A 24,271-nucleotide genomic window follows, 5' to 3' on the forward strand; every position below is an offset into this window, starting at 1 on the left:
CGCACTGCGCAACGTGCTGGCCCACAAGGGCCGACTGCTGATGACGGCACTCGCCGTCATGCTCGGCACCGCCTTCGTCGCCGGGACCATGGTCTTCTCCGACACCTTCGGCAAGGCCATGCGGGACAGCAACTCCAAGAGCTACTCGGACGTCTCGGTCCAGGTCGTGGACCACTCGGCCGGCTCCCGCGCCTCCGCCAAGCAGAAGAGCGAGAACGGCAACGCCTCGCTCACCGACGCCACCGTCCAGCAGCTGGCCGCCCTGCCGGGCACCGCCAACGCCCGCGGCGTGGTCAGCGGCTTCACCGGCGTCGCCGACCGCAGCGGCAACCTGATCGGCCAGTTCTGGGCGGCCAAGGGCGCCAACTACGCCCCGGGTACGGACGGCAAGGACCCGCGCTACCCGATGGCCGAGGGCCAGGGCCCGAAGAACGGCAAGGAGGTCGCCCTCGACCGCAAGACCGCCGACAAGGGCGGCTACAAGATCGGCGACACCGTCCGGGTCGCCGTCAACGGCCCGGTGGTCGAGGCGAAGCTCACCGGCGTCTTCACCACCGACGACCCGGTGGTGAACAGCGGCGGCACGCTCACCCTGTTCGACCGCGCCACCGCCCAGCAGCTGCTGCTGGAGCCCGGCCGCTACAGCGGCATCGTGCTCACCGCCAAGCCCGGCACCACCGAGGACGCGCTGCTCGCCCAGGCCCAGCCCAAGGTGCCGTCCGGCCAGCAGTTCGACGTCGAGACCGGCGCCAAGCTCAAGGCCGACGAGCAGGAGATGATCACCAAAAGCACTGATGCCATGCGCACCATGCTGCTCGTCTTCGCCGCGATCTCGCTCTTCGTCGGCATCTTCATCATCGCCAACACCTTCACCATGCTGGTCGCCCAGCGCACCAAGGAACTCGCGCTGCTGCGGGCGATCGGCGCCAGCCGCAAGCAGGTCACCCGCTCGGTGCTGATCGAGGCCCTGGTGATCGGCGCCTTCTCGGCGCTGGCCGGGCTGCTCGCCGGCATCGGGATCGGCGCCGGGATGCAGTCCCTGATGGGCTCGCTGAACGAGAACATGCCGCACGGCACGCTGGTGATCAAGCCGCTCACCATCGCGGTGACCCTGGTGGTCGGCGTCCTGGTGACGGTGCTGTCGGCCCTGCTGCCGGCCGTGCGCGCCGCCCGGATCGCCCCGGTGGCGGCGATGAGCAGCGGCGACCAGCCGACCAGCCAGAAGAGCCTTCTGGTCCGCAACACGATCGGCTCGGTGCTCGCCGGCGGCGGCCTCGCGATGATCGGCTACGGCGCCTCCACCGGCAACGACAACGGCCGGCTGCCGGTCGGCTTCGGCGCCCTGCTGGCCCTGATCGGCGTGTTCGTCCTGCTGCCGCTGCTCTCCCGCCCGGTGGTCGCGCTGATCGGCCCGCTGCTGCGCAAGCTCGGCGGCACCCCGGGCAAGCTCGCCCAGCAGAACGCGGTGCGCAACCCGCGCCGCACCGCGGCCACCGCCGCCGCGCTCACCATCGGCCTGACCCTGGTCAGCGGCCTCACCGTGATCGGGGCCTCGGTCAGCACCACCATCGACAAGGCCGTCACCAGCTCGATGAAGGCCGACTACGTGGTCTCGGGCGCCAACGGCATGAGCCTGTCCGAGCAGGTGCCCGCCGAGATCGCCAAGGCCCCCGGGGTGGCCGCCTCCTCGCCGGTGACCGCCGCCTACTGGGAGTTCGACGACACCCACGTGTCGATCACCGGTGTGAACGCGGACGCCTTCGACCAGCTCTCCGCGGTCAAGCTGACCAGCGGCTCGACCGCCGCGCTCGGCCAGGGCAAGGTGCTGGTGGACCAGGACCTCGCCACGAAGCTGAAGGTCACCGAGGGTTCGACGGTGACGGTCGCCTACTCGGACCAGTCCACCGGCCGGCTCACCATCGGCGGCGTGTACGAGAAGGGCGGCATGCTCGGTCCGGTCCTCCTGGCCAACAGCGAGGTCGCCAAGCACGAGGCGAAGCCGTCCATCGTCGACGTCCTGGTCAAGGGCAAGGACGGCGCCACCGGGGCGCTCAAGCAGTCACTCAAGGACGCCACCGGCGCCAACCCGGTGATCGAGGTCAAGTCCAAGCAGGAGATCCGCGACGACTTCAGCCAGACCATCACCTTCGCGCTGAACATGATGTACGGCCTGCTGGCGATGTCCGTGCTGGTCGCGATCCTGGGCGTGATCAACACGATGGCGATGTCGGTCTTCGAGCGCAAGCGTGAGATCGGGATGCTGCGGGCGATCGGTCTGGACCGCCGGGGCATCAAGCGGATGGTCCGCCTGGAGTCCGTGGTGATCTCGCTGTTCGGCGCCGGCATCGGCCTGCTGCTCGGCTGCTTCATCGCCTGGGCGATCAACGGGACGCTGAAGTCCAGCCTGGCCGGTCTGACCACCGTCCTGCCGTTCGGTCAGCTGGCGCTGTTCCTGGCCCTGGCCGGGGTGGTCGGCCTGGTGGCCGCGATCTGGCCCGCCCGCCGGGCGTCCAAGCTGGACATCCTGGAGAGCATCAAGACCGACTGACGCTCCCCGGAACGAGAAGGGGCCCCTGCCGGAGGGTTTCGGCAGGGGCCCTTCTACTTCTGTACTCCGCCCGGTCGCACGGCCGGCTGAGCACCACGGAGGTCGTGGTCCGGCGACACTGCCGGGCGGAGGGCCTCCGACTCATATCCCGGTGCTCCCACACCGGGATCTCAGTCGCTTACTTGCTGGCGAGTTCCTTCTCGGCGGCCGGCTTGGCGGCCTCCACGGGCTTCGTGGGCGCCGTGACCTCCTGGATCGGCAGGTACGGCTTCTCCATCTGGGAGAGGCCGACCAGCTCGCGCTTCAGGAACATGGCGAGCGTCCAGTCGGTGAAGACCCGGACCTTGCGGTTCATGGTCGGGACCATGGCGCCGTGGTACGCGCGGTGGAACCACCAGGCCAGGCGGCCCTTCAGCTTGACCTTGCCGAAGAGGATCGCGACGCCCTTGTGCAGGCCGAGACCGGCGACCGCACCGAGGTTCTTGTGCTCGTAGTTCTTCTGCGGGAAGCCCCGCATGCCCGAGATGACGTTGTCACCGAGGACGGCGGCCTGACGGACCGCGTGCTGCGCGTTCGGCGCGCACCAGGCGCCCTCGCCGACGGCGAGGTCCGGCACCTGGGCGTTGTCGCCGGCGGCCCAGACGTAGTCGAAGCCCTGGACCTGCAGGGTCGGCGCGGTGTCGACGTGGCCGCGCGGGCCCAGCGGCAGGCCGAAGTTGGCCAGCACCGGGTTCGGCTTCACGCCGGCCGTCCACACGATGGTGGAGGCGTCCATCTCCAGGCCGTTCTTCAGCACCACGTGCTGGTCGAGGCAGGAGTCCATCGAGGTCTCGATGTAGACCTCGATCTTCCGCTCCTCGAGCTTCTCCTTGGTCCACAGACCGAGGTCCGGGCCCATCTCCGGGAGGATGCGGTTGGCCGCCTCCACCAGGATGAAGCGCATGTCGTCGCGGCTGACCGTCTTGTAGATCTTGGCGGCGTCGCGCGCCATGTCCTCGATCTCGGCGATCGTCTCGACACCGGCGAAGCCGCCGCCGATGACGACGAAGGTCAGGGCCTTGCGGCGGACCTCCTCGTCGGCGGTGGACTCGGCCTTGTCGAGCTGGGCCATGACGTGGTTACGGAGGCTGATGGCCTCCTCGACCGTCTTCATGCCGATGCCGTGCTCCGCCAGACCCGGGATCGGGAAGGTGCGGGAGACCGAGCCGGCCGCGACGACCAGGTACTCGAAGGGCAGCTCGTAGCTGTCGCCGGCCGCGGGCTGGATGGTGGCGACCTTGCGGGCGTGGTCCACACCGGTGACCGCACCGGTGAGCACCTCCGCCTTCTTGAGGGCGCTGCGCAGCGGCGCGACGAGGTTGCGGGGCGCGACGTTGCCGCCGGCCGCCTCGGGGAGGAAGGGCAGGTACGTCATGTACGACCGCGGGTCGACGACCGTGACGGTCGCTTCGCCGTAACGCATCTTCTTGAGGATGCGCATCGCGGCATACAGGCCGACGTAACCACCGCCGACAATGAGGATGCGAGGACGCTCCGTGGTGCTCATATCCGAAAGTATCCAGCACCGTCCGGAGCAGCCTTCGTGAGGCCGGTCACAAGCTTCTGGACACCCCGTGCTACACTGCGCGGCCGCAAAACCGGCCCCAGCGCGGCGGCTCACGCCCCCGCGCCACCCCCCGCGCGCATGCGCCGGAGCACTACCCGCCTGAGCAGCAACGATCCGCACAGTGCCTGGGTTCCCGCTCCTGATTTCGATTTTCAAACCTCAAGCGGGGCCTGACCTGCGATCCAGGGGTCGTCACGGTGAGCAGGCCTTCGGTCCCACATTTCGGACGTAGCGGGCGAGCGGGTGCGGCGAATGACTGGATCGTCATGTGAAGAAATTCACGAACTTTCCCGCACGGGTTCGGGCGCGCCCCGGCCCCGGCCTCCCGAAAGGGCTGCCGGGGCCGGTCGGGTCAGGCCCACGCGGGGTCAGGAGGCCATGCTCCAGGCGATGCCGTCCAGGATGTCGTGCTCGCTCACGACCACCTCGGCGGCGCCCGTCCGCTCCATGATCTCCAGCAGCTCCAGCGCGCCGGCCGCGATCACGTCCACCCGGCCCGGGTGCATCGAGGGGATGGCCGCGCGCTCGGCGTGGGTGGCGCCCAGCAGCTCGCGGGCTATCTCGGCGACCCGCTCCCGGCCGATCCGCGAGTGGTGGATCGCCTGCGAGTCGTACGCCGGCAGGTCCTGGGCGATCGCGGACACCGTGGTGACCGTCCCGGCCAGGCCCACCAGGGTGGCCGCCCCGGTCAGCGGGACGACCTCGGCGGCCTTGTCCAGCTCGGCCCGCACATGCGCCCGGGCGGCGGCGACCTGCTCCTCGGAGGGCAGCTCGGCGCCGCCGAAGTGGCGCTCGGTGAGCCGGACGCAGCCGATGTCCACCGACCGCGCGGCCTGCACGTCCGCGCCGCCCAGCACGAACTCGGTCGAGCCCCCGCCGAGGTCGAACACCAGGTAGGGCGCCGGGAACTGACCGCCGGTCAGCTCCTTGGTGGCGCCCACGAAGGACAGTCGCGCCTCCTCCTCGCCGCTCACCACCTCGGGCTCGACGCCCAGGATCGCGCGCACGCCCTCGACGTACTCGTCGCTGTTCTCGGCGTCCCGCGAGGCGCTGGTGGCGACGAAGCGGGTGCGCTCCGGGCCGACCCCGAACCCCGCGATGATCTCCCCGTACTCGCGGCAGGCCGCGAAGGTGCGGGCCAGCGCGTCCGGGTGCAGCCGGCCGGTCTGGTCCACGCCCTGACCCAGCCGGTTGATGATCATGCGGCGGTCGAGGTCGGCGATCTCCCCGGTGGTCGGGTCCAGGTCGGCGACCAGCAGCCGGATCGAGTTGGTGCCGCAGTCGATCGCGGCCACCCGGGTCATGCTCACTCGGACTCCTCCGCGGCGGGCTCCTCGACGGCGCGCTTCTTCGCGGCGCGCTCGGCGGTCTTCTGCTGCTTGGCCTCGATCACGGCCTGGTGGTCCTGCTCCTTGGCCCGGTTGCGCGCGACCCGCTCACCGGCGGCCTCGACCTCGGCCGGGGAGACGCACGGGCCCTTGGCCCACCAGTCCTCCAGCATGCCGATCGCCTCGTCGCCGAGCGGGTTGACACCCTCGCCGGCCGCCAACGAGTGGCCGACCAGCACGTGCAGGCACTTCACCCGGTCCGGCATGCCGCCGGCGCTCGGGAAGCCCTCCAGCACCTCGATGGCGTCGCGGCGGGCGATGTAGTCCTCGTGCGCCTTCTGGTAGGCGGCGGCCAGCTCCGGGTCCTCGGCGAGCCGGGCGGTCTGCTCCTTCATCACGCCGTCCGCCTCCAGGGTGCCGATCAGCGAGGCGGCCTTGGGACAGGTCAGGTAGTACAGCGTCGGGAACGGCGTGCCGTCCGGCAGCCGGGGGGCCGTCTCCACGACGTCCGGGTTGCCGCAGGGGCAGCGGTGGGCCACGCTGCGCAGTCCGCGCGGCACCCGGCCGAGCTGGGCGGCGATGGCGGCGACGTCGGCGTCGGAGACGGAGGGGTGGTTCTCAGTGGTCATGGGGGGAGGTGTCTCCAGCGGGGGACGGTGGGAGCGGACGGGGGGAGGCGGGGGCCAGGGCGGCGGTGTCGGCGGCGTCGACCGAGTCCCAGATGCTGGCGTACCAGGGCTTGGCGGCCTTCGCCGGGTCGGCGGCCGCGCCGGCCGCCGAGGCCGTGCCGGAAGCGGACGCGGAGGGCCGGGAAGCGGCCGGGCCGGCCGGGTCCACCGCGATGTACGGGGTCTCCCCCGGCATCGCGTAGTGCAGCCGGGCGCGGGCCTGCGCCTTGACGTACTCCGGGTCCTGCCAGCGGGCCTTGTCCCGGCGCAGCTGCTCGACCTGCTGCCGGGCGTGGTCGGCCTTCGCCCGCTGGGCGGAGATCTCGGCGCGCTGGGAGATGAACTGCCGCGTCGGGTAGGCGAGGATCGCCACCAGCGAGCAGAGCACCAGGACGAGGACGGTCGCCCGGCTCGTGAACCGAGGCCGGGCCGCCAAGCCCGGGATCCTCCAGCCTGCCATCTCCCGTTCCCCTCCTGGTCGCGACGGTGCCCCGCCGTCCACCCTACGGGGTGAACGGCGGGGCACCGGTCAGGCGTGCGCTACCGGAGGAGCCCAGCCCCTGGTACGGGGGTGCTCGGCCCTCGTGTCGGCCGTGCCTGCTGCTCGGCTGTGCCTACTACTCGGCGGCGCGGAAGCGCGGGAAGGCGCCGCGGCCGGCGTACTCGGCGGCGTCGTCGAGGATCTCCTCGATGCGCAGCAGCTGGTTGTACTTGGCGACGCGCTCGGAGCGGGCCGGGGCGCCGGTCTTGATCTGACCGCAGTTGGTGGCGACGGCCAGGTCGGCGATGGTGACGTCCTCGGTCTCGCCGGAGCGGTGCGACATCATGCAGCGGTAGCCGTTGCGCTGGGCCAGCTCGACGGCGTCCAGGGTCTCGGTCAGCGAGCCGATCTGGTTCACCTTCACCAGCAGCGCGTTGGCGGTGCCGGTTTCGATGCCCTTGGCCAGGCGGGCCGGGTTGGTGACGAACAGGTCGTCGCCGACCAGCTGGACCTTGTCGCCCAGCTTGACGGTCATGGCCTTCCAGCCGTCCCAGTCCGACTCGTCCAGCGGGTCCTCGATGGAGACCAGCGGGTAGGCGGCGACCAGCTCGGCGTAGTACTCGATGAGCTCGGCGGCGGAGAGGGCCTTGCCCTCGAACTGGTAGGCGCCGTCCTGGTAGAACTCGGAGGCGGCGACGTCCAGGGCCAGCGCGATGTCGCGGCCGGGCGCGTAGCCGGCCTTCTGGATGGCCTCGGTGATGAGGTCCAGGGCCTCGCGGTTGCTGTCCAGGTTCGGCGCGAAGCCGCCCTCGTCGCCGAGGCCGGTGGACAGGCCGCGCTCCTTCAGCACGCCCTTGAGGGTGTGGTAGACCTCGACGCCCCAGCGGACGGCCTCGGAGAAGGACTCCGCGCCGATCGGGGCGATCATGAACTCCTGGATGTCGACGTTGGAGTCCGCGTGCGAACCGCCGTTGAGGATGTTCATCATCGGCACGGGCAGCACGTGCGCGTTCGGGCCGCCCAGGTAGCGGAACAGCGGCAGGTCGCTGGCCTCGGAGGCGGCGTGCGCCACGGCCAGCGAGACGCCCAGGATCGCGTTGGCGCCGAGCGAGGACTTGTCCGGGGTGGCGTCCAGGTCGAGCATGGCCTGGTCGATCAGGCGCTGCTCGGTGGCGTCGTAGCCGACCAGCTCCGGGCCGATCTGCTCGATGACGGCCAGGACGGCCTTCTCCACGCCCTTGCCGAAGTAGCGGTTCTTGTCACCGTCGCGCAGCTCAAGCGCCTCGAAGGCGCCGGTGGAGGCACCCGACGGGACAGCGGCACGACCGGTGCTGCCGTCGTCGAGGCCGACCTCGACCTCGACCGTGGGGTTGCCACGCGAGTCGAGGATCTCACGGGCTACGACGACATCGATGGACGGCACGAGGCATCTCCTTGCGGAAGCAGGGTCCGGCTGACGATTGGTGCTGCCGGCGGGACGATTGCGAAGTCGTTACGACCAGAGCCTAACCGCCCTGGCCGCCGGGGCCACGTTGGCCTCGGTCCCGTCTCAGCGTGTGGCCCGACTACCTGCCGGTAGTTCACCTGACTGCCCGATCGAAACGGGCGAATGCGAAGGAAGGGGGACGGAGCCCGTCCCCCTTCCTTCGCCGGGCCTCGCAGGATCAGCCGAGGTGCAGCACCTGGCCGGGCATGATCAGGTTCGGGTCGCCGCCGACGGTGCCGCGGTTGCCGTCGTACACCGACTGCCAGCCGCCGGACACGCCCTGGGCGGTGGCGATGCTCGACAGCGTGTCGCCGGCCCGGACGGTGTAGTCGTGGCCGGTCTGCGCGGCCGGGGCGGACTGCGCGGGCAGGATGGGCTGGACGCGCTGGACCGGCTGGACGGGCTGCGCGGCCCGGGGCGCGGACTGCGGCTGGGCGGCGGCCTGGCCCGCGTACTGCTGGTAGACGCTCTGGTGGCTGGTCCAGTACCAGGCGCCGTTGTTCTGGTACCAGTACACCTTCGCGTCGGCGTCCCAGCCGGCCTTGCCGGCGAAGCCCTGGGCCTGCGGCTGCGCCGGCTGCTGGGCGGCCGGCTTCGGGGCGTCCTGCTGCACCGGCTTCGGGGCCTGCTCCTGCTGGGCCGGCTTGGCGGCGGACTGCTTGGCGGGCTTGGCGTCCGAGGAGGTGTCGACGGACGCCGGGGCGCCGCCCTTGCTCAGACCGGCCTTCTGCGAGCAGACCGGCCAGGCGCCCGGGCCCTGCGAGGCCAGCACCTTCTCGGCGACCGAGATCTGCTGCCCCTTGCTGGCCTGGTTGGCCTGCGGCGCGTAGGAGGTGCCGCCGTACGCCTTCCAGGTGCTGGAGGTGAACTGCAGGCCGCCGTAGAAGCCGTTGCCGGTGTTGATGCTCCAGTTGCCGCCGCTCTCGCACTGGGCGACGGAGTCCCAGGCGGAGGCCGGGGCGGCGGAGGCACCGGTGGCGGTGAGGATCGGCATCGCGAGTCCGACGCCGGCCACACCGGCGACGGCGATGGCCTTCTCGGCCTGGGTGCGACGACGGTGGCGGCCAGTTCCAACGAACAGCATGAAGAGGTCCCTCTCCGCACGCCTGCGAGGTGAGCTGTCGGGTTCGGACCGGGAGGTGGCCCGGCCGCCGAAAGCGGAAACGATTCCGCTCGGGCGGCTTCACCCCAAGCCGTTGGGGAACGGCAACAAACCTGGTTCCCCCGCCCCTGCCCAGGGTCTGGTCGGTTTCCCGTGACGCGGCGGGCAGGATTCGGCGTTCCGCGCACGAGGTCCGCAGCTGCGGACTCCAGGGAGAGTAGACAGATCCTCAGACCAATCACAAGCTCATATCACCGATATCACACAGAAATTACGGCCCGTGTTCGGTCGCCTACCAACGGAGGCGCTATGTCCGGATTGATGATGGTTCAGACTGCCCGTGGAGGCCGTCCGGCGACGCCTCGTCAGCGCGTCGGAGCGTCGACAGGTGGAACGGGCGCATGCGGCGACCTGCTCTCCGGACTGAATTCGACCGGGAGTTCCCGCAGCCCACGCATGATCAGGCCACCCCGCCAGCGCAGATTCTCCGGGCTTTCCGCAAGCCGCAGATCCGGCAACCGGGAAAGCAGCGTGGCCAGCGCACTCCGCCCCTCCAGCCGGGCCAGCGGGGCGCCGATGCAGTAATGGATCCCGTGGCCGAAACCCAGGTGCGGGTTGTCCCTCCGGGCCAGGTCAAGGGTGTTCTCGTCCGCGAACCTGGCCGGATCGCGGTCCGCCGCGGCCAGCACCACCAGCACCGGATCGCCCACCGGGATGTCCACCCCGCCGATCGACAGCGGCCGCGTCGCGAAGCGCCACGTCGCCAGCTCCACCGGCCCGTCGTAGCGCAGGAGTTCCTCGATCCCGGTCTCCAGCAGCGCCGTCTCGCCGCGCGCCACCGACTCCTGCAGCAGCGCCCGCTGCCCCGGGTTGCGCAGCAGCGCGTAGGTGCCGTTGCCGATCAGGTTCACCGTCGTCTCGAACCCCGCGAACAGCAGGATGAAGGCCATCGCCGCGGCCTCGTTCTCGGTCAGGTGCTCGCCGTGGTCGCTCGCCCGGATCAGGCCCGAGATCAGGTCCTCCCCCGGATCCGCCCGCTTGCGGTGGATCAGCTCCAGCAGGTACGCCCGCATCCGCTTCACCGCTCGCCCCACACCGCCGCGTTGGCCGCCGCCGTGCCGGATCATCATCCCCGCCCAGTCGCGGAAGTCGTCCTGGTCCTCGGCCGGCACTCCCAGCATGTCGCAGATCGCGTAGATGGGGAGCGGGAAGGCGAACTCGTGGATCAGGTCCGCCGAACCGCGCTGCGCGAAGCCGTCGATCAGCCGGTCCGTGAGCTGCTGCACCCGCGGCTCGAACTCCGCCACCCGGCGCGGGGTGAACGCCTTCGACACCAGTCGACGCAGCCGGGTGTGGTCCGGCGGGTCGATGTTCAGCAGATGCGTCATCAAGTCCGCCTGGCGTTCCCCCGGAATGCCCACCCGGCCGGTGCGGTGGGCCTGCTCGCTGTGGTGCGCCGGGTTCTTCGACAGCCGGCCGTCCGCCAGCGCCTGCCGCGCGTCCGCGTAGCGGGTCACCAGCCAGGCCTCCACCCCGCTCGGCAGCGTCGTCCGGTGCACCGGGGCGTGCTCGCGCAGCCAGGCGTAGGCGGGGTACGGGTCGGCGGCGAACTCCCAGGTGAAGAGCTGCGGGGCGGCGGGGTCGGGCTGCACTGGCATGCACCGACCGTATCCGGTGGGTCGGGGGCGCACCGTCCCCGCCGGACCACGGTCGGTCGGGATCGGGTCGGAGTCCGGTCGGGATCCGACTGGGATCCGGTCGGCCCTCGACCCGCCCGACTCGTCCCGGCCCGACCCGGCTCGTCAACACCCGGCGGACGGCGTGCCAACGCTCCGTGGACAGCTCTTGGACAGCTCTTGGCCGGCCGGCGGGCGTGAGCCTGGTCACCTGAGGGGTAATCCCTGTTGCGGAGGGTCAGGACCTGTCTACGATCCTCCGCAGAAATCGTGGGCGCCGGTGCGGTGTCGCCCACAGGGAGGAGCAGGCCATGCGGGTCAGCGGGGCAGTCGTCGTCATCGCGGTACTCGACGGCGGGTCGGGAGCCGACCTCGCCCGCCGGTTCACCGCCGCCGGCGCCGCCGGAGTGCTGATCGCCGACCAGCAGGTCGGTGTCGCCGAGGACCTCGCCATCGAACTCGACCGGCCGGGCTGCCCCGTCGTCGGCGTCAGCGGCGACGTCCGCCGCCCCAGCGACATCGCCGCCCTCGTCGACACCGCCGAGAAGCACCTCGGCCCCATCGACCTGTTCTGCGTCGCCGGCCCCGACGGCGAGCGGATCGTCTCCCTCGCCGACCTGCCCGACCACCTCGACCTCGAACGCCTCGCCGAACTCCTCGCCCTCGTCGGCGAGGCCATCGGCGAGGTCGTCCCGCCGCAGCGGCGCCCGGCCGAGCCCACCGCCAAGGCCGCCTGAGGCCCGCTACTCGTCGGCCGGCTTGAGCCCCTCGGCCGGCTTGAGCCCCTCGGCCGGCTTGAGCCCCTCGGCCGCGCGCACTGCGTCCCGGTAGCCGCGCGCGGCCGACCGCAGCGCCGCGTCCACGTCCACCCCGGCGTCGTGCGCCCGCTGCGCCACCGCCAGCAGCAGCCGGCCCGCCGAGGCCGCCGTCAGCTCCACCGGCAGCTCGTACGGCTCGTCCGGCACGCCCGCGAACCCCGCCCGGCGCACCCGCGACACCAGCTTCGCCGCGTACGCCAGCGACGGCAGCCCGGCCGGCACGCCGTCCAGCACCGACTCCCGGTCCGCCTTCTCGGCCGCCTTCAGCTGCTCCCAGGTCGCCTCCACCTCGGCGGCGCCCGCCGCCTCGACGTCCCCGAACACGTGCGGATGCCGGTACATCAGCTTCTCGACGATGTCACCGGCCACGTCGTCGATCGAGAACGCCTCCGACGGGTGCTCCTCGGCGATCCGGGAATGGAAGAACACCTGGAGCAGCACATCGCCCAGCTCCTCGCGCAGCGTCTCCCGGTCCCCCTCCTCGATCGCCTCGACCAGCTCGTAGGCCTCCTCGACCAGGTACTTCACCAGGCTCTCGTGCGTCTGCTCGGCGTCCCACGGGCAGCCGCCCGGCGACCGCAGCCGGTCCATCACCGACGCCAGGTCCAGCAGGCGCGCCCCCGGCAGGTCGTACGACCCCGGCAGCACCTCGATCTCCGGCACCTCGCCCGCGTGCTCCACCGCCAACCGCGCCAGCGCGTCCGTCAGCCCCGGATCCCCGTCCGGGCTCCCCAGCCACACCGTCGGCCCCGCCTCCGCCGGCTGCCCGGTCAGCAACCGCGCCAGCGCCGGCGCCGACCCGGCCGGCACGACCTCCACCTCCACCCCGGCCTGCCGCACCGCCGCCACCTGCGGATGCCCCGCCTCCCCCACCAGCACCCGCCCGGCCGACCGCAACGCCTCCCACGCCGGCCACGCCAGCAACCCGGGAGCCACCCGATGGGTGGTCGTCAGCAGAATCAGCTTCGCGCCCGGAACATTCGTCGTCACACCCCCGAACCTACCCGCCACCGCCACCCCCACCCAGCGGAGGCGGGGACGCAGCGCTCTCGGCGGCCGGCCTCCTCGGGACCGTCTTCACACTCGCGTCCACGCGCCGACGCTCCCCCAGCCTCCGGCCGACAGGTGCCCCCGCTGCATCGCGTCCCTCCTCCGCCTCGCCATCCCCGCACCCCGACGCCGCCACGCCCACCGGGTGCCGTACACCTAGATCGTGATAGTCCCGGCGGGCCTGCGCGCGGGGGTGTGCGGGCGGGCTCTAGGAGGCGGGTGGCCAGGGGGTGGGGCGGTGGGGGTGGAGGGTGTCGAGGGACTGGCGGAGGCGGCGGACGGCGGGGTGGTGGGGGCCGTCGCGGCGTTCGCGTTCGAAGAGGAGTTGGAGCAGCCACTGCCAGGCGCTCTCGGTGTCGCCGGTGGCGGCGAGGCGCAGACCGATGCGTTCGCGCAGGTCGTAGCCGCGTTCGGGGTCGGTGTCGAGGCCGGCTTCGAGGCGGGCGGTGTGGGCGGCGAGCAGGGCCTGGTACTCGGCGAGCGCGTCGGGGCCGTGCCCGAGCTGGTCGAGGCAGACGGCGGCGCGGTAGCGGTGGTCGAGGCCCTGGGGGCCGTGCGGGCCGCCGTCGGCGGTGGCGGCCAGGCGGCGGTACTCGGGGAGGGCCTGGTGGGGGTGGCCCTCGTGGAGGAGGGTGCGGGCGTAGATGGTGCGGATGGTGCGCACCAGCGGGGCGCCGTCGCCGAGTTCGGCCTCGGCGCGGGGCAGCAGTCGGGCGGCGAGGCCGAGGACCTCGCCGTGGTGTCCGGCGTCGACGAGGTCGGAGAGCCGGGCGCACTCCGCGCCGAGGTCGGGGGCGGCGGGAGGCGCGGCGGGCGCCGGGGGTGGGGGGACGGCGGCCATCAGGAAGGGTCGCGGCTCGGAGCGGAGCAGCGGAGTCGCGGCGGGTGCGACGGGTGCGGCGGGTGCGGCGGCCGGCTGCGGCTGGTGCGGGAAGCGGTACGGGCGCGCCGGGTCGGGCAGGGCCGGGTAGCGGGGCTGCGGGGCGGCTTCGGCGGCGGGCAGCAGGGGGAGCAGCCGCGCGTACACGGCCTGGGCGTCGGCGGGGCGGTCGGCGGGCTGTTTGGCGAGCAGGTCGAGGACGAGCCGTTCGAGCGGCGGCGGCACCTCGGGGCGCAGGTCGCGCAGCGGTACGGGCGGTTCGTCGACGTGCCGGCGCAGGACGCCGAGGGCGGTGGGTGCCCGGAACGGCTCCTCGCCGGCGAGCATCTCGTGCAGGAGGCAGCCGAGGGCGTAGAGGTCGCTGCGCGGGTCGGTGGTGGCGGCGAGGGCCTGTTCGGGGGCCATGTAGGAGGGGCTGCCGATGGGCACGCCGGTGAGGGTGAGGCGGGTGGTCTCGGTGTCGAGCGCGGTGGCGATGCCGAGGTCGAGCAGGACGGTGCGGCCGTCGTCGCGGACCATGACGTTGCTGGGCTTGAGGTCGCGGTGGACGACCGGGACGGCGTGGACGGCGGCCAGCGCGGTGCAGAGCTGGGCGGCGACGGCCACCGCGCGCTCGATCGGGAACGGCGCGTCCTCCGCGATGAGGTCGGCGAGGCTGACGCCGGGGACGCGCTGCATGACGAGGTAGAGCTCGCCCCCGTCCTCGCCGGCGTCGAAGACGGTGACCAGGCCGGGGTGGTCGAGGGCGGCCGTGACGCGGCACTCGCGCAGGAACCGGCGGCGCAACTCGTCGCCGTGGCGGCGGCGTTCGCCGGCCGTGCCGGTGCCGAGGCCGCCGGCGGCGGGCCCGGTGCCGCCGGACAGGAGGCGGTCGGGGCGGAGCAGCTTGACCGCGACGGGACGGTGCAGGCGCTCGTCGTGGCCGGCCCAGACCTGGCCCATGCCGCCGTGGCCGATCTTCTCGGTGAGCCGGTAGCGGCCGTCGATCAGTCTGGCGGCGGTCACGGCCGGTCCTCGCGGGCCTGGCGGCGCAGCAGTTCGCCGAGTTGGCGCAGGTCGTGCGCGGTCTCGGCGGCGGGGGCGACCGGGGCGACGGGAGCGACCGGAGCGGCGATGGGCGCGGCGGGGGCCACCGGGGTGCCGTACCCGGGCATGGTGACCGCGTACGGCGAGAGGTACGGCGCGGCGGGCCGGGGCCGGCCGGCCTGCCAGACCGCGCGACTGTCCATCACCAGGTAGTGCACCGGGGCCGCGAACCAGAGCACGATCAGCGTGGTCTGGCCGGTGGCGTCGGCCGTCGGGTCCTGCAGGCTGCCGGCGATCCCGGCGGAGACGAACACGGTCAGCAGCAGCGCACAGAACACCCCCGCGCCCACGATGTCGTAGGCCCGCCGGCGGCGGACCGCCAGCAGCAGCGAGGGGACCACCCCGAGCAGGCCGACCGACAGCAGCGGGGCCAGCGCGCAGAGCACCCGACCGGGCACGCCGAACCGGCCCGGTATCGGCTCCGGTCCGGGGCGGTGCGGAGTCCCTCCGGGCGGCGGTCCGAACTGCCCGGGGTACTGCCCTGACATGTGCGCTCCTGAGCTGGTGAGGACCGACGCCGGCCGCGGCGCGGACGGCCCAGCACACCGTACCGCCCTGCCCCGTCGGCCCGGAGGGCTTCCGTCCGGTCGGCTTGAGGTCGGGTCCGAGGTCAGGTGCGAAGCCGGGTTTGAGCGGGCGTCAGGTCAGTCGGCCGGCGGTGTCGGCGCGCCCGTCGCGAGGGCGTCCGTCGCCGCCTGGGCCAGGGTGTGGGCGAGCGCGGCAGCCTGGCCGAGGGCGGTGTCGAAGGCGGCGAGGCGGGCGAACGCGACGCCGAGCCGCTGCTGGGCGGGGAGCGGGAGGCGGGGCAGTTCGACGCGGCGGATGTCGAGGCGGGCGGTGGTGGTGGCGTGACTGGCGGCGCGCCGGGTACCGGCGGTGGAGCGGAGGTGGCCGGCCAGGAACTCCGGGTCGAGGACGGTCGGATCGGGCCGGAGCAGGTGGAGTTGGCGGCCGAGGGCGGCGCCGAGCAGCGGGCCTTCGGCGGGGACGACGCGGGCGGTGCCGCCGCCGAGGGCGGGGACGAGGACGTCGCCGGGGCGGGTGCGGACGTCGCCGGCGGGGCCGGTGGCGGTGCCGAGGACGGCGCTGGGCGGGTTGCCGGCGACGAGGTCCTGGTCGGTCAGGACGGGGGTGCCACCGGGGGTGACGCCGACCGGGCGGGTGGCGGCACCGGTGCCGGAGGAGTACACCTCCAGCGCACCGGCGCGGACCAGTTCGCCGACCGAGACGACACCGGCGGGGGCCGCGCCGGCGACGGATCCGGCCCCGGGCTCCGGCAGCAGTGCGGCGGGGTCGTCGAGGCCGGCCAGGAGCTCGGCCAACCGGCCGCCGAGGTGGGAGAGTTCGGCCGCGCCGCCGACCGGGGCGGCCGGCGGGACGTGGCGGGCCGGGGAGAGGTCGGTCTCGTCGTCGAGCAGGTCGATGGCGGCCACCGCCCGGTGGACGCCCGGACGGTCGGCGGGCAGCGGCAGGCCCTCGCGGGCGGCCAGGTCGAAGCCGCGCCAGGCGTCGAGGACGGTCCGCCGCAGTGCGGGCCAGTCGACCTTGTCCCGGCCGCCCTCGGCCGTCGCCCCGGACGGCCCGGACGCCCCCGCCTGCGACGCCCACGCCGCACCGGCCGCGCCCGCCGCACCGGCGTCGAGCAGCAGGACCTGGCGGAAGTCGTCCCCCGGCCGGGGCGCGCGGAGCACCCAGAGGTGCAGCGGGACGCCGTACGGCGGGGCGGCGCCGGCGGGCAGCGCGACGACGGCGCGCAGCGCGCCGGAGCGGAGCAGTTCGGCCCGGATGCGCCGGCCGGCCCGGCGGCTGGCGACGGTGGGGGGCAGCAGCAGGGCGGTGAGGCCGCCGGGGCGGGTGTGGGCGAGGCAGTGCAGCACCCAGGCGAGCTCGGATTCGCCGCGTGGCGGGACGAGCCCGCCCGGCCAGCGGGTGTCGTACTGCAACTCGTCGTGCCCCCAGTCCCGCTCGTTGTACGGGGGCTGGCAGAGCACCGCCTCGAAGGTGTCGCCGGGGTAGCCGTCGGCGCGCAGGGCGTCGCCGGTGCGCAGGGCGAGCGGGAGCGGGCCGGGCTCGCCGGCGGGAGTGTGCAGGGCGAGCCGGAGCTGGGCGAGGGCGCCGATCACCGGGTCGGCGTCCTGCCCGTAGCGGCCGGTGGTGGACGGGTGGGCGAGCAGGACGGCGCCGAGGCCGACGGCCGGGTCGAGCACGGTGGCGGGGACGCCGGCGACGGCGGCGAGCAGGTCGGCGGCCTCCGGCGGGGTGGGGCTGAGCTGGCGGGTGTTGGCCTCGGCGTACCGGGTGAGCAGCTGCTCGTACGCGCCGGCCGGACCGGCCTCGGCCGCGAGGGCGGCGAGCAGGCGGGCTAGGTCCAGTTGGGTACTGCCGAGCAGGCCGGTCAGGCGGAGGGCGCGGGGGCCGTCCGCACCGAAGGTGTGAACAGCGGTGTCGGCGACGGCCCGGGGCAGCGCGGTGGCGAGGCGGGTGTCCGGCTGGTCGGCGAGTTCGGTCCAGCGGTCGGGGGCGCGGTGCAGCAGCAGGAGGAGGGCGCCGGCCTCGACCAGTGGGGCGGCGGGGTGGCCGGCCGGGTCGCGGAGGGTGTCGACGAGCTGCCAGACCCGCTCCAGCAGCGGGAGTTCGGCGATCTTGCCCTGGGCGCGCAGCCAGGACTCGACCTCGCCGAGGGCGAAGGTCGGGCTGGCGTCGGTGCCGCCGACCGGGAGGGGGAAGTCGGGGTGGCGGCGGCGCCAGTTGCTGACCGCGGCCCGGCCGACGCCGGCCAGCCGGGCGATCTCGACGGCGGTCACTTCGGGACGGTCCGGCACGGGGGCTCCTTCGGCGGCGCGGGCGAACCCGGAGGGCGGGAGGTGTGATCACACAGCATAGCGATGCGCTCGTCCAACGGAGTTCACATGTGAACAGAGAGGTTTCATGAAATCTCATTGACATGGTTCACGGATCAGTGGTGTGATCTCTCCGTCGCCACCGAGCAGGGGGCGACCACCAGGAAGACACCGACGACTCGGGAGCACCCGCCATGTCCGCCACCGCCCGCACCACCGCCCGCCGCGCCGCCACCCGCCGCACCGCCGCCCTGCTGCTGGGCGCCGCGCTGGTCACCCTCACCGCGACGGCCTGCAACTCCACCGGCGGCGCCTCCGTCTCGACCGAGGCCAAGCAGACCGCCGCCACCGGTGGCGCCGCCAAGCCCGCCGGGGACAAGCCCGCCGAGACCAAGGCCGCCGACGCACCCAAGGCCCCGGCCAAGGTGGGCGACACCATCGCGCTCAAGGGCATGGACAAGGGCAACACCGCCGACGTCACCACCGTGAAGGTGGCCGACCCGGCCGAGAGCGCGAACGAGTACCTCAAGCCCGCCGACGGCAAGCGCTACGTCGCGGTCCAGTTCCAGATCAAGGCCACCGGCGCCCAGGCCTACAGCGAGGCCCCCTGGGGCAGCGCCAAGGTCGTGGACGCCCAGGGCCAGGCGTACGGCCCGAGCCTCGCCGAGACCAAGGCCGGCCCCGCCTTCCAGACCCCCACCAACATCGCCCCCGGCGAGACCGGCAAGGGCTTCGTCACCTTCGAGGTCCCGGTCGACGCCAAGCTCGACAAGGTCCAGTTCGCCCTGGACAACGGCTTCGCCAACCAGGTCGGCCAGTGGAAGATCGGCTGACACACCGGCTGATACCCGGCCGACACCCCTGTTCACAGCCGCCACCCCCGAAGCGCCCGCACCCGCACCACCGCACGCGGGCCACGGTCGACACCCGAAGACACGGAACGGCGGCCCCGGGCCGAGCCCGGGACCGCCGCCGACTTCCTCCGGGGCCCGTCCGGCCCCGCCCCCTCGCGGGTGCTACTTCTTCGCCCCCGCCAGGTCGTCGAACATCGCCGACAGGAACTCGCTGCACCAGCCCAGCAGTTCCCGCCCGACCAGCGGCTTGCCGCCGATCCGCCCGGTGCTCGGCCGCGGCACCAGCAGCTGCTGGGCGGCCGCCTTGACCTGGCTGCGCGGGTAGAGCCGGTTCAGCCGCAGCTGCTGGGACTCCCGCAGCTCCACCGGCCCGAACCGGACGTTGGCCCCCTGCAGGGTGATGTCCGAGATGCCGCACCGCCGGGCGTACAGCCGCAGCGCCGCGACCAGCAGCAGGTTCTCCACCGGCTCGGGCAACTTGCCGTAGCGGTCGACGAGTTCGTCCCGGACCTGCTGGATGTCCGCCTCCGAGTTGACCGCCGCGATCGAGCGGTACGCCTGCAGCCGCAGCCGCTCGCCGGGCGCGTAGTCGTGCGGCACGTGCGCGTCGACCGGCAGCTCGATCTTCACCTCCAGCGGCTCCTCCTCCGGCTCGCCGCCGTTCGCCAGCGACTCGCGGAACTCGGCCACCGCCTCGCCGACCATCCGCATGTAGAGGTCGAAGCCGACGCCCGCGATGTGCCCGGACTGCTCGCCGCCGAGCAGGTTCCCGGCGCCGCGGATCTCCAGGTCCTTCATCGCCACGTACATGCCGGCGCCCATCTCGGTGTGCTGGGCGATGGTGGCCAGGCGCTCGTGCGCGGTCTCGGTGAGCGGCTTCTCCGGCGGGTACAGCATGTACGCGTAGCCGCGCTCGCGGCCGCGTCCGACCCGGCCGCGCAGCTGGTGCAGCTGGGAGAGGCCGAAGGTGTCACCGCGCTCGACGATCAGGGTGTTGGCGTTGGAGATGTCGATGCCGGACTCCACGATCGTGGTCGACACCAGGACGTCGAACTCCTTCTCCCAGAAGTCGACGACGACCTTCTCCAACTGGGTCTCCCCCATCTGCCCGTGCGCGGTGGCGACCCGCGCCTCGGGGACGAGGTCCTTGAGCCGGGCGGCCGCCTTGTCGATCGACTCCACCCGGTTGTGGATGTAGAACACCTGGCCCTCGCGCAGGAGTTCACGCCGGATCGCGGCCGAGATCTGCTTCTCGTCGTAGGGGCCGACGAAGGTCAGCACCGGGTGCCGCTCCTCCGGCGGGGTGGTGATGGTGGACATCTCGCGGATGCCGGTGACGGCCATCTCCAGGGTCCGCGGGATCGGGGTCGCGGACATGGTGAGCACGTCGACGTTGGCGCGCAGCTTCTTCAGCTGTTCCTTGTGCTCGACGCCGAACCGCTGCTCCTCGTCGACGATGACCAGACCGAGGTCCTTGAACCTGGTCTCGGACGAGAACAGCCGGTGAGTGCCGATGACGACGTCCACCGAGCCCTCGAACAGGCCCTCCAGCACGGCCTTGGCCTCGCTGTCGGTCTGGAACCGGGACAGCGCCTTCACCGTCACCGGGAAGTTGGCGTACCGCTCGGCGAAGGTCGAGAAGTGCTGCTGCACCAGCAGCGTGGTCGGCACCAGCACCGCCACCTGCTTGCCGTCCTGCACCGCCTTGAAGGCGGCCCGGACCGCGATCTCGGTCTTGCCGTAGCCGACGTCGCCGCAGATCAGCCGGTCCATCGGGACGGACTTCTCCATGTCGGACTTGACCTCGGCGATGGTGGTCAGCTGGTCCGGCGTCTCCGCGTACGGGAAGGCGTCCTCCAGTTCGCGCTGCCACGGGGTGTCCGGGCCGAAGGTGTGCCCGGGGGCGGCCATCCGGGCCGAGTACAGCTTGATCAGGTCGGCGGCGATCTCCTTGACCGCCTTCTTGGCCCGCTGCTTGGTCTTCGCCCAGTCGGCGCCACCGAGCCGGTGCAGCGTCGGGGCCTCGCCGCCGACGTACTTGGTGACCTGGTCGAGCTGGTCGGTCGGCACGAAGAGCCGGTCGCCGGGGTGGCCGCGCTTGGCCGGGGCGTACTCCAGCACCAGGTACTCGCGGGTGGCGCCCTGGACGGTGCGCTGCACCATCTCGACGTACCTGCCGACGCCGTGCGCCTCGTGGACGACGTAGTCGCCGGCGGCCAGGGCCAGCGGGTCGATCGCGTTGCGGCGGCGGGACGGCATCCGGCGCATGTCCTTGGTGGAGGACTTCTGGCCGGACAGGTCGGTCTCGGTGATGACGGTGAGCTTGAGGTCCTCGTCGACGAAGCCGTGCTCGATCGAGCCGCAGGAGACGTAGACGACGTCCCGGGTGGGCGCCTCGGCGAGGTCGGCGACCAGTCGGGCCGGGATGCCCTCGTTGCCGAGCACCTCGGCGAGCCGGGAGGCGGGACCGTGACCCTCCGTCACCATGACGACCCGCCAGTCCGCGGCCAGCCGCTCCTTGGCGTCGGCGATCGCCCGGGCGGTGTCGCCCCGGTAGGCCTCGACGGCGTGCATGCCGAGGGTCAGGGTGTTGGCGTCGAACTCCAGCACCTCGTTGACCGTGGACTCGCTGGTCGCGAACGGGCTGACCGACCACCAGGGCAGGCCGATCTCGGCGGCGTGCTCGCGCACGTCGGCGAGCGAGCGCAGCGAGGCGGCGGAGACGTCGATGGTCTCCAGGTCGATCGGCCGGTCCCCGCCGGCCGCGGCCGCCACCCAGGAGGCGTGCAGGAACTCCTGGCTGGTCGCCACCAGGTCGGCGGCCCGGGTGCGGACCCGCTCGGGGTCGCAGACCACGGCGACCGAGCCGAGCGGCAGCACGTCCACCAGCAGTTCCATGTCGTCCACCAGGACGGGCGCCAGCGACTCCATGCCCTCGACCGCGATGCCCTCGGCGATCTTGTCCAGGATCTCGGCCAGCCCGGGGTGCTCGACGGCCAGCTCGGCGGCCCGCGCCCGCACCTCGTCGGTGAGCAGCAGCTCGCGGCAGGGCGGCGCCCACAGGCCGTGCTCGGCGATCTCCAGCGAGCGCTGGTCGGCGACCTTGAAGTAGCGGATCTCCTCGACCTCGTCGCCCCAGAACTCCACCCGCAGCGGGTGCTCCTCGGTCGGCGGGAAGACGTCCAGGATGCCGCCGCGGACGGCGAACTCGCCGCGCTTCTCGACCAGTTCGACGCGGGCGTAGGCGGCGGCGGAGAGCCGGCGGGCGACCTCCTCCAGGTCGTGCGACTCGCCGCGCCGGACGGCCACCGGCTCCAGCTCGGCCAGCCCCTTCACCTGCGGCTGCAGCACCGAGCGGACCGGCGCGACGACCACCTGCACCGGACCGGCCGCCGGGTCGTCCGCCCGCGGGTGCACGATCCGGCGCAGCACGGCCAGCCGGCGCCCGACGGTGTCCGAGCGGGGCGACAGCCGCTCGTGCGGCAGCGTCTCCCAGGCCGGGTACTCGGCGACGGCGTCGGGCGGCAGCAGCGAGCGCAGCGAGGCCGCGAGGTCCTCGGCCTCCCGGCCGGTCGCGGTGACGGCGAGCACCGGGCGGCCCCGGTCGCCGCCGGCCTGGCCGGCGAGCGCGCGGGCCAGCGCGGCGATCGCGAACGGCCGGGCGGCGGGCGGTCCGACCAGGTCCAGGTGGCGGCGGCCGCCGGCGGCGGCTCCGGTGGCGGTCGCCGCCTCGATGGCCTCGGCGAGCGCCGCATCGCGCGCGACGACATCGAGCAGTCCGGTCAGACTCATCTGGGGTCTCTTCTTCGTCCCGTGGCTGGTGCTGCCTCCGGGCGGCGAAGGCCTGCCGGGGCAACGCGAACGGCCCGGCACGCCGAGCGGCCGGGGGTATCCAGCCTACGCCGCGGCACGGACGGGCACGCGGCGTACGGCCCCGGCGGGGCCGGGCGGGAACGAACGACCGTCCCGCCCGGCGAACGGACCCCGGACGCATCCCGGCCGGAGCCCGCGACGGGACCGCGGACGAACCACTGGACGGAGCACCGGACCGGCCGGTGGACGAACCAGCCACACGCCGGTCAAGGTCCGGCTCCGCGATCTGCCACGAACTGGACATACTCCTGTCACTGCCCGTCCATGGAGATCGCGCACCATGGTGAATGTGCCCGCCGCACCCAACCGTGGGGGATGGCTGTGGCGGCACTGTCGCACCCCCGATGGGGGTCGGAGGTGCGAGGCCGGGCGACCCTGGGTGGGGGCGCCCGCCCAAGCGCCGGGAACCGTGGCGCCCTTTCCTGGAGGGCGCCACGGGTCTCGGCCTCAACTCTTTCCCGGAGCCCTGCCGGCCCCAGCCCCGGCGCCTGCCGCGGTGACGCGGGCCGCCGGAGGTCCGCTCCGACGCGCTGGCCCGGCCGCCCGATGGGGGCGGTCGGGGCCCGGGGCGCGGAACGCACCCAGCCGAACGCGGGCCGGCCGACGGCGCAGGCGTCGACGCGAGCGCCGACGTCAGGCTCAGCGGCGCTTGTAGCTCACGGTGTTCGGGGGGGCGTAGCCGACGCCGTCGTCCACGATGACGATCTTCGGGATGATCCGGGTCTCGTCCTGCGGCTCCTTCTCGACGCCTTCGCCTTCGCCGTCGCCGTCGCCGTCGGCCGCCGGCCGGGGCAGTCCGGCCGGCTTCGGCGGGACGGCGGCCGGCGCGACCGGACCGGTCGCCACCGCGGCGGCGGCCGTCCCGCCGGAGCCGGAGGCCCCGCCGACGACCGGCATCCGCAGCGCGGCCGTCGACGTCTTCTCCCGCGCCGCCGGCGCGACGACCTTCCGCAGGCCCGCCACCGGGATCTCGCCGGTGTCCGCCTCCGAGTCCACCGGCGCCGCGTCGACGACCGCATCGGCCACCACGTCGGCGACCGGCTCGGCGTCCACCGCCGGGTGGTCGGGCTCGATCGCGCCGACCGCCGCGCCGGTGAGCGAGGCCAGCGTGGCCTTGATGTGGTCCAGGTGCTGCTGCACGGTCTCCAGCCGACCGTCGAACTCGCGCTGCTCGCGCTCGCTCTCCGCGTTGATCCGCTCGGCCTCCCGGCGGGCCTGCTCGATCATCTGGTCGGCCTTGGCCTGGGCGTCGGTCTCCAGCTGCTTGATCTGGCCGAGCACGGTGTCCCGGTGCTGTTCGGCCTCCTTGACCCGGCGCTCGGCGGTCGCCGAGACCTGGGTGTCCTCGGCGTCGGCCTTGGCCTGGGCCTCGGCGAAGTCCTCGTCGGCCTTGCGGCGCCGGTCGGCCAGCTCCGCCTCGGACTGCTCGCTCGCCTCGGCGGCGGCCACCCGCACCTTGGCGGCGTAGGAGGTGGCGGCGTCCCGGGCGTTGCGGCTCTCCTGGTCGGCCTCGGCGCGGACGCCCTCGGCCTCGGCGCGGGTGCGCTCCTCGGTGCGCCGGGCGGCCTGGTCGGCCTCGGCGCGGGTGGTGGTGGAGTACTCCTTGGCGGTGCGGTCGAGCGCCTGGCCGGCCTCGTAGACCTCGTCCCGGAGGTCCTCGGCGAAGCGCTCGGCCTTGTCCCGGACGGCGCGCGCCTCGTTCTGGGCCAGCACGGCCAGTCCGGCGGCCTGCTCGCTGAGGACCTCGTAGTCGGGCTCCGGGGCGTCCTCGGCGGCCCGACGGATGTCGGCCAGCCGGGCCTCCATCTGCCGGAGCCCGGCGCCGAGGACGCTCAGCCGTTCCCACGCCTCGTCGCGCTGCGCGGTGAGCGCGGTGAGGGCTCGGTCGACCTGCTCGGGCGCGTATCCGCGCCGGGCAGCGGTGAAGCCGTACTGGGGGACGGCGTCGCTCATGGGCTCTTCCCCTCGTGTCGCG

Annotated in this window: 15 protein-coding genes, 1 pseudogene and 1 riboswitch; of the genes and pseudogenes, 3 read left to right on the forward strand and 13 right to left on the reverse strand. The window is 73.3% G+C overall.

Annotation, left to right across the window (positions count from 1 at the left end):
- On the forward strand, window positions 1–2,548 hold a 2,548-nt coding region (locus P3T27_RS14715; RefSeq protein WP_280678360.1), incomplete at its 5' end, for an ABC transporter permease.
- Window positions 2,549–2,726: 178 nt separating this feature from the next.
- Here the strand turns inward: P3T27_RS14715 and P3T27_RS14720 are convergent.
- The 7 genes and pseudogenes from P3T27_RS14720 to P3T27_RS14750 all read right to left on the reverse strand — a co-directional run bounded on the left by P3T27_RS14720 (window position 2,727) and on the right by P3T27_RS14750 (window position 10,877).
- Entirely contained in the window at window positions 2,727–4,094 is a 1,368-nt protein-coding gene (locus tag P3T27_RS14720) for an NAD(P)/FAD-dependent oxidoreductase (protein ID WP_280678362.1), read from the reverse strand.
- 428 nt (window positions 4,095–4,522) lie between these two features.
- Window positions 4,523–5,458 (reverse strand): Ppx/GppA phosphatase family protein, encoded by a 936-nt coding sequence (locus P3T27_RS14725; RefSeq protein ID WP_280678828.1) that lies wholly within the window; start codon window positions 5,456–5,458, stop codon window positions 4,523–4,525.
- A 155-nt stretch (window positions 5,459–5,613) separates the two neighbouring features.
- Window positions 5,614–6,129, reverse strand: a pseudogene (locus P3T27_RS14730) (DUF501 domain-containing protein); the annotation flags it as partial.
- Window positions 6,101–6,610, reverse strand: a complete 510-nt coding sequence (locus tag P3T27_RS14735; protein WP_280678364.1) for a septum formation initiator family protein — start codon at window positions 6,608–6,610, stop codon at window positions 6,101–6,103. The gene P3T27_RS14735 and the pseudogene P3T27_RS14730, both read right to left, overlap by 29 nt.
- 157 nt (window positions 6,611–6,767) lie before the next feature.
- Window positions 6,768–8,054 (reverse strand): phosphopyruvate hydratase, encoded by a 1,287-nt coding sequence (eno, locus tag P3T27_RS14740; RefSeq protein WP_280678366.1) that lies wholly within the window; start codon window positions 8,052–8,054, stop codon window positions 6,768–6,770.
- A 241-nt stretch (window positions 8,055–8,295) separates the two neighbouring features.
- Window positions 8,296–9,201: a transglycosylase family protein gene (locus P3T27_RS14745; RefSeq protein WP_280678367.1), complete on the reverse strand. Its 906-nt coding sequence runs from the start codon at window positions 9,199–9,201 to the stop codon at window positions 8,296–8,298.
- A gap of 5 nt (window positions 9,202–9,206) precedes the next feature.
- Window positions 9,207–9,374, reverse strand: a riboswitch (cyclic di-AMP (ydaO/yuaA leader).
- Window positions 9,375–9,584: 210 nt separating this feature from the next.
- The gene (locus P3T27_RS14750) at window positions 9,585–10,877 is read right to left on the reverse strand and encodes a cytochrome P450 (RefSeq protein WP_280678368.1); all 1,293 of its coding nucleotides are present in this window, start codon (window positions 10,875–10,877) and stop codon (window positions 9,585–9,587) included.
- 329 nt (window positions 10,878–11,206) lie between these two features.
- Here P3T27_RS14750 and P3T27_RS14755 point away from each other — a divergent pair, with 329 nt between their 5' ends.
- A complete protein-coding gene (locus tag P3T27_RS14755; protein ID WP_280678369.1) occupies window positions 11,207–11,632 on the forward strand; it encodes an SDR family NAD(P)-dependent oxidoreductase in 426 nt (141 codons plus the stop codon).
- Window positions 11,633–11,638: 6 nt separating this feature from the next.
- Here the strand turns inward: P3T27_RS14755 and P3T27_RS14760 are convergent, their stop codons facing one another.
- From P3T27_RS14760 to P3T27_RS14775, 4 genes are all read right to left on the reverse strand, one after another.
- The gene (locus P3T27_RS14760; RefSeq protein ID WP_280678370.1) at window positions 11,639–12,703 is read right to left on the reverse strand and encodes a MazG family protein; all 1,065 of its coding nucleotides are present in this window, start codon (window positions 12,701–12,703) and stop codon (window positions 11,639–11,641) included.
- Between the two features lie 268 nt (window positions 12,704–12,971).
- Window positions 12,972–14,585, reverse strand: coding sequence for a serine/threonine-protein kinase (locus P3T27_RS14765; RefSeq protein ID WP_280678830.1), 1,614 nt, complete (start codon window positions 14,583–14,585; stop codon window positions 12,972–12,974).
- A 59-nt stretch (window positions 14,586–14,644) separates the two neighbouring features.
- On the reverse strand, window positions 14,645–15,217 hold the full coding sequence (locus P3T27_RS14770) for a hypothetical protein (RefSeq protein WP_280678372.1): 573 nt from the start codon (window positions 15,215–15,217) through the stop codon (window positions 14,645–14,647).
- A 156-nt stretch (window positions 15,218–15,373) separates the two neighbouring features.
- Window positions 15,374–17,551 carry an N-6 DNA methylase gene (locus P3T27_RS14775; RefSeq protein ID WP_280678374.1) on the reverse strand — a complete coding sequence of 726 codons (2,178 nt, stop codon included), beginning with the start codon at window positions 17,549–17,551 and terminating at the stop codon, window positions 15,374–15,376.
- A gap of 212 nt (window positions 17,552–17,763) precedes the next feature.
- Here P3T27_RS14775 and P3T27_RS14780 point away from each other — a divergent pair, with 212 nt between their 5' ends.
- Window positions 17,764–18,402, forward strand: a complete 639-nt coding sequence (locus tag P3T27_RS14780) for a DUF4352 domain-containing protein (protein ID WP_280678376.1) — start codon at window positions 17,764–17,766, stop codon at window positions 18,400–18,402.
- A gap of 183 nt (window positions 18,403–18,585) precedes the next feature.
- On the opposite strand, the gene mfd is transcribed toward P3T27_RS14780, so the two are convergent.
- Window positions 18,586–22,215 (reverse strand): transcription-repair coupling factor, encoded by a 3,630-nt coding sequence (gene mfd, locus P3T27_RS14785; RefSeq protein WP_280678378.1) that lies wholly within the window; start codon window positions 22,213–22,215, stop codon window positions 18,586–18,588.
- A 720-nt stretch (window positions 22,216–22,935) separates the two neighbouring features.
- On the reverse strand, window positions 22,936–24,249 hold the full coding sequence (locus P3T27_RS14790) for a hypothetical protein (protein WP_280678380.1): 1,314 nt from the start codon (window positions 24,247–24,249) through the stop codon (window positions 22,936–22,938).
- Between the last annotated feature and the right edge of the window lie 22 nt (window positions 24,250–24,271).

It is taken from the genome of Kitasatospora sp. MAA19 (assembly GCF_029894125.1).
GTDB lineage: Bacteria > Actinomycetota > Actinomycetes > Streptomycetales > Streptomycetaceae > Kitasatospora.

Excerpts from the sequence above, each read along its gene's own strand:
- P3T27_RS14720 (WP_280678362.1), bottom strand. The coding sequence starts at position 4,094 with ATGAGCACCACGGAGCGTCCTCGCATCCTCATTGTCGGCGGTGGTTAC.
- P3T27_RS14725 (WP_280678828.1), bottom strand. The coding sequence starts at position 5,458 with ATGACCCGGGTGGCCGCGATCGACTGCGGCACCAACTCGATCCGGCTG.
- P3T27_RS14735 (WP_280678364.1), bottom strand. The coding sequence starts at position 6,610 with ATGGCAGGCTGGAGGATCCCGGGCTTGGCGGCCCGGCCTCGGTTCACG.
- P3T27_RS14745 (WP_280678367.1), bottom strand. The coding sequence starts at position 9,201 with ATGCTGTTCGTTGGAACTGGCCGCCACCGTCGTCGCACCCAGGCCGAG.
- P3T27_RS14750 (WP_280678368.1), bottom strand. The coding sequence starts at position 10,877 with ATGCCAGTGCAGCCCGACCCCGCCGCCCCGCAGCTCTTCACCTGGGAG.
- P3T27_RS14755 (WP_280678369.1), top strand. The coding sequence starts at position 11,207 with ATGCGGGTCAGCGGGGCAGTCGTCGTCATCGCGGTACTCGACGGCGGG.
- P3T27_RS14765 (WP_280678830.1), bottom strand. The coding sequence starts at position 14,585 with ATGGGCCAGGTCTGGGCCGGCCACGACGAGCGCCTGCACCGTCCCGTC.
- P3T27_RS14770 (WP_280678372.1), bottom strand. The coding sequence starts at position 15,217 with ATGTCAGGGCAGTACCCCGGGCAGTTCGGACCGCCGCCCGGAGGGACT.
- P3T27_RS14780 (WP_280678376.1), top strand. The coding sequence starts at position 17,764 with ATGTCCGCCACCGCCCGCACCACCGCCCGCCGCGCCGCCACCCGCCGC.
- mfd (WP_280678378.1), bottom strand. The coding sequence starts at position 22,215 with ATGAGTCTGACCGGACTGCTCGATGTCGTCGCGCGCGATGCGGCGCTC.
- P3T27_RS14790 (WP_280678380.1), bottom strand. The coding sequence starts at position 24,249 with ATGAGCGACGCCGTCCCCCAGTACGGCTTCACCGCTGCCCGGCGCGGA.